The 7,846-nt window shown below is 35.0% G+C and carries 10 protein-coding genes; 1 reads left to right on the forward strand and 9 read right to left on the reverse strand.

From position 1 onward, the window contains the following. Nucleotides 1–124 precede the first annotated feature (124 nt). From HMPREF0381_RS08630 to HMPREF0381_RS08650, 5 genes are all read right to left on the reverse strand, one after another. Nucleotides 125–352: a KH domain-containing protein gene (locus HMPREF0381_RS08630; protein ID WP_008751585.1), complete on the reverse strand. Its 228-nt coding sequence runs from the start codon at nt 350–352 to the stop codon at nt 125–127. A gap of 12 nt (nt 353–364) precedes the next feature. After that, on the reverse strand, nt 365–607 hold the full coding sequence (rpsP, locus tag HMPREF0381_RS08635; RefSeq protein WP_008751586.1) for a 30S ribosomal protein S16: 243 nt from the start codon (nt 605–607) through the stop codon (nt 365–367). 67 nt (nt 608–674) lie between these two features. Beyond that, a complete protein-coding gene (ffh, locus tag HMPREF0381_RS08640) occupies nt 675–2,030 on the reverse strand; it encodes a signal recognition particle protein (RefSeq protein ID WP_008751587.1) in 1,356 nt (451 codons plus the stop codon). 10 nt (nt 2,031–2,040) lie between these two features. Continuing rightward, nucleotides 2,041–2,397 carry a YlxM family DNA-binding protein gene (gene ylxM / locus HMPREF0381_RS08645; RefSeq protein ID WP_008751588.1) on the reverse strand — a complete coding sequence of 119 codons (357 nt, stop codon included), beginning with the start codon at nt 2,395–2,397 and terminating at the stop codon, nt 2,041–2,043. Between the two features lie 159 nt (nt 2,398–2,556). Then, nucleotides 2,557–3,792, reverse strand: coding sequence for a hypothetical protein (locus tag HMPREF0381_RS08650; protein WP_040461322.1), 1,236 nt, complete (start codon nt 3,790–3,792; stop codon nt 2,557–2,559). Nucleotides 3,793–4,156: 364 nt separating this feature from the next. On the opposite strand from HMPREF0381_RS08650, the gene HMPREF0381_RS08655 reads away from it, so the two are divergent. Beyond that, nucleotides 4,157–4,996: a Rossmann-like domain-containing protein gene (locus HMPREF0381_RS08655; protein WP_008751590.1), complete on the forward strand. Its 840-nt coding sequence runs from the start codon at nt 4,157–4,159 to the stop codon at nt 4,994–4,996. A 39-nt stretch (nt 4,997–5,035) separates the two neighbouring features. Here the strand turns inward: HMPREF0381_RS08655 and HMPREF0381_RS08660 are convergent, their stop codons facing one another. Genes HMPREF0381_RS08660 through HMPREF0381_RS08675 form a run of 4 tightly spaced genes read right to left on the reverse strand, consistent with a single transcriptional unit; the run spans nt 5,036 to nt 7,820 of the window. Beyond that, nucleotides 5,036–5,794, reverse strand: coding sequence for an ABC transporter ATP-binding protein (locus HMPREF0381_RS08660; RefSeq protein WP_008751591.1), 759 nt, complete (start codon nt 5,792–5,794; stop codon nt 5,036–5,038). Continuing rightward, the gene (locus tag HMPREF0381_RS08665) at nt 5,772–6,779 is read right to left on the reverse strand and encodes an ABC transporter substrate-binding protein (protein ID WP_040461324.1); all 1,008 of its coding nucleotides are present in this window, start codon (nt 6,777–6,779) and stop codon (nt 5,772–5,774) included. The genes HMPREF0381_RS08660 and HMPREF0381_RS08665 overlap by 23 nt, the downstream gene beginning before the upstream one ends. Then, entirely contained in the window at nt 6,776–7,525 is a 750-nt protein-coding gene (locus tag HMPREF0381_RS08670) for an ABC transporter permease (protein WP_008751593.1), read from the reverse strand. Before HMPREF0381_RS08670 ends, HMPREF0381_RS08665 begins: the two co-directional genes overlap by 4 nt. Next, on the reverse strand, nt 7,515–7,820 hold the full coding sequence (locus HMPREF0381_RS08675) for a thiamine-binding protein (protein WP_040461327.1): 306 nt from the start codon (nt 7,818–7,820) through the stop codon (nt 7,515–7,517). The genes HMPREF0381_RS08670 and HMPREF0381_RS08675 overlap by 11 nt, the downstream gene beginning before the upstream one ends. Nucleotides 7,821–7,846 lie beyond the last annotated feature (26 nt).

Below are 7,846 nucleotides of genomic sequence, written 5' to 3' on the forward strand. Positions count from 1 at the left end.
AAATTAGAATTAAACAACGATATTTGTGATTAATATGCAAATTCACAGCTTTAAATTGTCGTAAATATCATTTTATATTCTTTAAAATAAAAATAAAGCCACTACATATGTAGCAGCTTGCTTGTTATTTTATCTCTAATACTACTTTTTTTTCAGCTCTTATAGATGCTGATTTTATAATAGAACGTATAGCCTTTGCTATCTTTCCGGACTTACCTATAACCTTGCCCATATCAGCCTCGGCTACAGACAGTGTACAAACAGTAGTATCACCGTCAATTGTTTCTTCTACTTTTACCTGAGACGGGTCATCTACCAAAGCTTTTGCTATAACTTCAATGACTTCTTTCATAATCAGTCCTTATTATACCAATCCCGCACTCTTTAAAAGCTTGGCAACTCTGTCTGTAGGCTGTGCACCGTTTGCAAGCCACTTCTTTGTGTTTTCCTCATCAAACTTGATTACACTCGGATCAGCTGTCGGATCATATGTACCGACTTCAGCGATAAATCTACCGTCTCTTGGTGAACGTGCATCAGCAACCACTACTCTATAAAAAGGTGCCTTCTTCTGTCCCATTCTCTTTAATCTCATCTTAACTGCCATTTTATTATCCTCCTAATAGCTATAAAAATCTATATATGATCAATTCTAATATTTAGAATAAAATCCTTTAAAAACCTAATTTCCCCCCAAAGAGGCCTCCAAGGGCTCCTCTTTTTTTGTTGTTTTTCATCATTCCGGGGAATTGTTTCATCATCTTTTTCATCTGCTCAAACTGCTTGACCAGACGATTGACTTCTCCGATATTTACTCCCGAACCCTTTGCAATCCTGTTTTTTCTTGAAGGGTTTAAAAGACTCGGATCAAGCCTTTCCTTTTTTGACATACTCTGTATTATGGCCTTTATCTTTACCACTTGACCGTCATCTACCTGAGGCAACGCCGACTTTCCTCCGATTCCCGGCAACATACTGAGAATACTTGTCATACCGCCCATCTTCTCAAGCTGTTCAAGCTGCTCAAGAAAATCATTAAAATCAAAATCGGCTTTTGCAATCTTTTGAGAAAGTTTTTTTGCTTTCTCACTGTCCATATCCATTTCAGCTTTCTCAATAAGTGAAAGAATATCTCCCATACCAAGTATACGGCTTGCCATTCTGTCAGGATAAAACTGCTCCAAGTCGGAGAGTTTTTCACCCATACCTACATAAAGTATAGGCTTACCTGTAACGGCACGTACTGAAAGTGCAGCACCACCTCTGGTATCACCGTCAAGCTTTGTCAGAATTACCCCTGTAATATCAAGCTTTTCATTAAAGGTTTCCGCTACATTTACAGCGTCCTGACCTGTCATAGCATCCACTACCAAAATAATATCATCAACATTTACATTGTCCTTAATTTCTATAAGCTCATTCATCATATCTTCATCTATATGAAGTCGTCCCGCGGTATCAAGGAATACGATATTGTGATGATTTTCTTTAGCATATTCTAATGCTTTCTTTGCAATCTCTACAGGCTTATGGTTTGTTCCCATATCAAAAACAGGCACATCCACTTTCTCACCGTTTCTTTTTAACTGCTCTATTGCAGCAGGTCTGTATATATCACAGCCTACAAGCACCGGTGAATTACCTTTTTTCTTTAACTTGGCGGCAAGCTTTGCGGTAGTGGTTGTTTTACCCGCACCCTGAAGACCTGCCATCATTATAACGGTTATATCCCCTGACGGTTTTATCTTAAGCTCAGTGGTCTCACTTCCCATCAGTGAAACCATCTCTTCGTTAACAATTTTAATAACCTGTTGAGCAGGTGTAAGTGAGTTCAGTACATTGGAACCTGTTGCCTTTTCCTGAATACCCTTTATAAAATCCTTTACCACCTTAAAGCTTACATCTGCTTCAAGAAGTGCCAGCCTTACTTCCTTTAAACCGATTCTTACATCATCCTCGCTCAGTCTGCCCTTGCCGCGAAGATTCTTAAAAACATTTTGAAGTTTTTCAGATAAGCTTTCAAAAGCCATTTAAAACCTCCTATACATCCAGTATCTTAGATAATAACTCATTTATTTCAGTTATAAGCTTCTCATCCTTTATATTCTGATATATCCCTACAATCCTTTGTATTTCTTTTACATAAGATTTTGTTTCATCAAACTTTTTTATCAAACCAAGCTTTTCCTCATAAGAAACCAGTGATTTATTGCATCTTTTTATAAGATCGCTTACTCCCTGTCTGCTGATGCCTTCATTCTCGGCAATCTCACTAAGTGATAAGTCATTAAATACAACATCCTCATAAATCCTTTGCTGATGCACTGTCAAAAGCCTACCGTAAAAGTCATATAAAGTACCTTGATTGATATATTTTTCTATATCATTATTTTCCATACTGAGAGAGTATAACAGCATAAAAGGAAGCTGTCAAGTGTTTTTACTTGACAGTAGCTATTTCAGCCGGAACTCTATAGTCACCAACACGATATCTCCACTGACCACTTCTATTTGCAAACAGTGCTTTACCATAATATTAGAAAATTTAATTAAATATCATTCACTGAAATATTTTTCCATTAAGTTAATCCACTCTTGACTTCCGGGGCTGTAGCAAACAGAGTTTCCAAAAATAAATCCTTCTCCTGCAAATATTCCTAAGTAATATGGCGTAATCTGTAGTTCTATCTCGCTTCCGTCTTTTTTTGTAAGAATCAATAAATCCTCATAAGACGGTCTGCCCATATAAGATACTTCAGAGCTTTTTAAAATTTTAACTATTTCATTAACAGAATCCGAATCATCTATATTTATAATCTTACTTTGCCAATCTTGTGCATTTTTTCGAATCAGTTTTATGGAAGAAATATCTGTAATCTCATCTAAAGAACGAACCTCAAAAAAATCTTTAACATTTTCATAAAGAGTTTGATTAACGGAGTCCATAAACGGCATAGCTTCACCATTATAACCATATAAAAGTACACATTCATTGTTTATTTTTGATGAATCGACTTTTCTATTGTCCTCTGTAATTGCAGTCAGTTCACCATATGAAATCGGTTTGTATGCATAAAAATCCTCCCCATGTTCCCATTTATACATCAATATATATGGTGTCTTAAAAGGCTTAAGGGCTCTTAATTGTTTTTCATGTAATTGATTGATATATTCAAACCTGTTTTTATTTAGTATTTCATTAAATACCTCGCCTAAATTCATACCTGAGTATTTTATATCACCTGATATATCCTCAAAATCTGAATATTGTTTAATACCTAAGTATATATATTCCCCGTCTTTACTTTGATAAAAGGACAAAACTCCCGGAAAATCATATATTTTCTCAAAACTATCCTCATTACCCATTTGATCGTCAATCAATTTTCCCAGCTGAACATATCCGTTTTCTTCAATCCATGAATTTAAATCCATCAAAGGTGGGGTTTCAGTTTTAGATATCCCAAGAATGTATGCATATCCGTTATCAGAAAATCGCCCCAAAAACTTATAGTCATCTTTTATAGGCTTTGTATAGAACTCTAAAAGAGCCCCTTCCATGTCCATATATTTGATTTCCGGAGTTTCTTCCTCCATTATGCTTATCAAACCCCTTATTTCACCCATTTCTGTACCGGTAAGCTCATTTTCTGCAACACTCTCAGAAACAGAACTTGTTTGTTTATCAATATCCGTATTTTCAATAGTTTCTGTAGATTTTAATTCCTGCCTCCCGTTACAGGCAAACAATAATGCTATCGGTATAAAAATATATAGCCAAGTTTTTTTCATAGATTTGCCCTCCCATAAAATATCATCAGTATGGATTTTTATAACCATACTAAAATCAAGTTCTTTTTTAAGAAATTTATCTCTAATCTGTAGCAAATAATCTTAATAATATTATCCTGATACTAAACCATCTCTTTATATAATTATATTATATTTATTTTATACCGTCTATGATATAAGTGTATAATAAATATATCTATATCCGGCAGGTTTTATTTTAAAAATAATGACCGTTCTTTCCGATAATAATTATGTGCTGATCTATAATGTATACATTTACAAAAGTTTATATTTGACATATACTAATACTGAAGCACAAATATGTACATCCATATTAAGGATGTTTATTTTATAAAGGAGATTTATGAAGGATATAAAAAGAATACTTAATCTGAATCTGGCACTTTATGAGAAATATGGCATACCTGTTGCAAGGCTTGAAGAATTTGTTTTCGGATTCAAATGGGCAATGGCAATTGATGATAACAAAAAGATAAGCTTTGCACTCAGAATAGGTAAAGAAAAACCTGTTAAAGAGTATGAGCCTATTATAAGAAATCTTATCGGAAAGCCTCTTGATGAGTGCATTAAAGAGCTTTTACTTATGGAAGATGAAACATTGCGTACACTGCTTGTTGTACTTAGCAGTCTTATGAGTAAGCCTCTTAACAGTGTTGAATTTTTGGCAGACAGAGGTATTGAACGCACTCCCGGACTCAATTTCAGATATGATGTAAGCGGTATGAAAGTAGGTCTTGTAGGCTACGGTGTCTATATAAAATTTTTCTTAAACAAGTGCAAAGAGTTCCATGCTTTTGACCTCTCACCACAGGATAAAGTTTTAAGCTATAGAATTTCAAAGGATAATACGGAAGTTTATCCGAAGGATATATATTTCCATTTAGGTGAGGATGCACTAAAGCATAAAGATATACTTGAAAGCTTGGATATAATAATTATGTCAGGTTCTACACTGGTAAATGAATCCTATCTTGATATATTGCATGCCTGCAAAAATGCTACAATAAAAGGAATATACGGACCAAGCAGTGAGCTTTCTCCCGACTATCTCTTTGAATGTGGCTACAATTATATTTTCAGTATGGATGCAAAAGACAGTGCCGAATATCTTAAATGCTCATTTGCACCGATACCTGATTTTTCAACTTTTGAACTTATGAATTTATATGAACTGAAAAAATAAATAAAAATTCCCCCGGATAGTCAATATCCGAGGGATTTTTTAATTTTCAAGATTTTTTAATATATCTTTTTTATATTCTAAAAACTCTTTACTGAGCCTGAAATTATTAATTCTGTTATCAACATTTATTTTTATTTCTCTTATTATTGTAGCCGGCTTTCCTCCCAGTATATAAATCCTGTCTGATAAAAGTATCGCCTCATCCACATCATGTGTGATAAATATAGTTGATGTATTATATCTTTTTCTCATATTCATATACCATTCATGCATTTCATCCTTTGTAATAGCATCAAGTGCAGAAAAAGGCTCATCAAGCAGCGACACATCCTTTGAAAAAAGATATGTACGCAAAAGTGCAATCCTCTGCCTCATACCGCCTGACAGTTCCTTCGGATATTTTTTTGCATATGACTCCAGCTTAAACTCTCTAAGCATATCATTTGCTTTTCTTATAGCTGTCTCTTTCTTTTCTTTCTTTATCAAAAGCGGTAATGCCACATTCTCTTCAATCTTCATATATGGAAGTAATAAATCTTTTTGAAATGAGTAGCTGATAATTCCGGATTTTCCTGTTATATCTTTACCATTATATATTATCTTCCCTATATCAGGTTTTAAAAGACCTGCTATTATATTAAAAAGTGTACTCTTTCCGCTTCCACTTACTCCAAGCAAAGATACAAGCTCATTTTTATTCAAAGTCAAATTTATATTTGAAATGATTTTTCTATTATCATATCCAAAACTTATATCTTGAACAGCTAAAAGCATCTCACTGTTTTGTGATAAATTCATTGTCAAGTCCTGCTCCCTCATCTATCCGGTGCTCCAACAGATTGTTATCATTTATCCACCTATAGAAGTTTTTCCATCTTTCACTGTCAATATATCCCCATGGAATATCCTTATCAATATAACAGGTGGATAAGTACCCCTGTGAAGCATTTGCAAGTTTACTGTCTATTTCAGGAGCATACTTAAGCAATATTTCAGCTGCATCCTGTGGATTACCTGCTGCAAACTCATAGCCTTTCTTAGTCGCTTCCAAAAATTTTTTGACCGTATCACTGTTGTTTTTTATCATATCATCATTTGTAATAAGTACAGGAGTATAGTAATCAAATGTCGGATTGATATCTTTGAATGCAAAATAATCAAAATCAAATCCCTTTTCTTTAGCTGAAATACCTGCCCAACCATAATAAACCCATACCGCATCTATCTGTTTTGTGCTTAATGCAGACACCTCATCTGTAACTGTAGAAGGTATAAGCTCCACCTTTGCAAAGTCACCACCATCCTTTTCCACTACATTTTTCAAAATTGCTTTTTCTATAGGAAGATCCCATGTGGCATACTTTTTTCCTTCAAGTCCCTTTGGAGTGGTAATACCGTCTCCTTTTCTTGACATTATTCCGGAGGTATTATGCTGTGTTATTGCAGCAACAGCCTTTATAGGAAGCGGACTGTCTTTTGACAATGCTCCTGCCATAGTATCTTGAAATGATATACCGAAATCGGCCTTACCGCTTGCAACCAAAACTTCCGCACCGTCCTCAGGCGGCTGTACTATCTCAAGTTCAATACCTGCATCCTTATAGTATCCCTTATCCATTGCAACATACAATCCTGTATGATTTGTATTAGGTGTCCAGTCAAGCACCAATTTTAATTTCTTCTCAATGGAAGTTGATTGTTTTTCACTTCCACAAGCCATACTTGCCGCAGCTATTGCAAATAAACTCAAGCCGATATATAAACCTTTAATTATCTTTTTCATTTTTCCTCCCATGGCATGGCTATCTTCTGCAATAAATCCACTACCTTTAATAATAATAAACTAAGTATTGAAATAATAATAATTACTGCAAACATCTTGTCAAATGCATATGCTTTTCTCACTCTGGTCATATAAACTCCAAGTCCTCTAAAGCCTCCAAGCCACTCTGCTATCACACCGCCTACTACAGAGTATGAGGCGGAAATCTTCAGTGCCGCAAAGAATTTTCCCATAGATGACGGTATCTTGATAAACTTATATATATCAAATTCACTTGCACCCATTGACTTAAGCAGGTTTATCTCATCACTGTCCGCACTCTTAAAACTTTCTAAAAGTCCTATAGTTATAGGGAAGAATGTAACAAGCACTATAAGTATAACTTTGGGCAAAAGATCATACCCGAACCAAAGTACCAAAAGCGGTGCTATTGCTATGGTCGGTATGGTTTGAGTAATAATAACAAAAGGATAAAATGTCTTATACACATTTATAAACCTGTCCATTAAAAGAGCAAATATAAATCCCAGAAATACGCCTACAACCAGTCCAATCAAGCTTTCTGCCAAAGTGATGACAAGGTGATACATAAGCAGCAAAAAATCTTCTGTCAATGCCTTTACTATCTGTATCGGTGACGGCATCAAAAATACCGGTATTACCTTTAATGTACAAAGTATCTGCCAAACCGCTAAAAATATAATGCCGAAGGCAACCGGATATATACTGTCTGTTTTATTTTTCATCTAAATGGTGTTTTGTTACCTTTCTGTCTATTGTAAGCAAATCCCCGTTCGGTCTGAAACTTACCTTGATATATGCCATCACCGCAGGGGCACCTGCTCTTATTGCTATATGCTGACATTCCTTTACCATATCCATAAGCTCATCATAATCTCCCTCAACAGTAGTTTCAAACGGACCTACATAATATTTATATCCTGTACTTTTTATATAAGCTATCACCTCATCCACTATCCTGACTGTCTCATCATTGTCATAGACTTCAGGTAATGTCTGTATTGCTACACTTGCATTCATATCTACCTCCAAAAAAAGGGGGTGTG

It is taken from the genome of Lachnoanaerobaculum saburreum DSM 3986, from assembly GCF_000185385.1.
In the GTDB taxonomy this organism is placed as follows: domain Bacteria; phylum Bacillota; class Clostridia; order Lachnospirales; family Lachnospiraceae; genus Lachnoanaerobaculum; species Lachnoanaerobaculum saburreum.